General features: G+C 35.4%; 1 pseudogene. It reads left to right on the top strand.

The annotated features are described in order from the left end of the window. Nucleotides 1–35: 35 nt before the first annotated feature. A pseudogene (locus GW534_RS16025) lies at nt 36–528 on the top strand (DDE-type integrase/transposase/recombinase); the annotation flags it as partial.

The following is a 528-nucleotide window of genomic DNA, read 5'->3' as shown; positions in this document are numbered from 1 at the left end:
CACACACACAACTACCAAGATTGGAGTGAACAAGTCTGTACCCTCAATTATTAACCTATTTATTCGAATTTATCAAGTACCAAGATCAGGTAATTAAAACTTTACAAACACTTTTAATAGGTAAAAGTATGTTTGATAAACCACCTGAACAGCCAGTCAATAAACCTTATCGAAAACTTCAGGTGGATGAACTTCCAATCATTGAAGTACCAGAAAAACTTGATTATCAAGTTCTTCGCACTGAATTTCTAGCGAAACATGGAAAACCTCTTAATCCAGTTCGAAGGCATAAGAACACAAAAATTTCGGTACCTAAATCGCTCATCTGTCCTAAGTGTGGTGCTCCATCGGATTATTTGTATGCCAATAATGGAGCTAAAGGACAGTATCGATGTAAAGTGTGTACCTGTCTTTTTAGCGATAAAAATCGATTCTTGAAAGAGGCCATTCTTAAATGTCCTCATTGTTCCAAATCGCTTGAGAAAATCAAAGAGAGACAAGACTTTGATGTGTTTAAATGTAAAAACA

It is taken from the genome of Pallidibacillus pasinlerensis (assembly GCF_009996845.1).
GTDB lineage: Bacteria > Bacillota > Bacilli > Bacillales > Caldibacillaceae > Pallidibacillus > Pallidibacillus pasinlerensis.
This window is presented reverse-complemented; position numbering and strand designations above follow the sequence as displayed.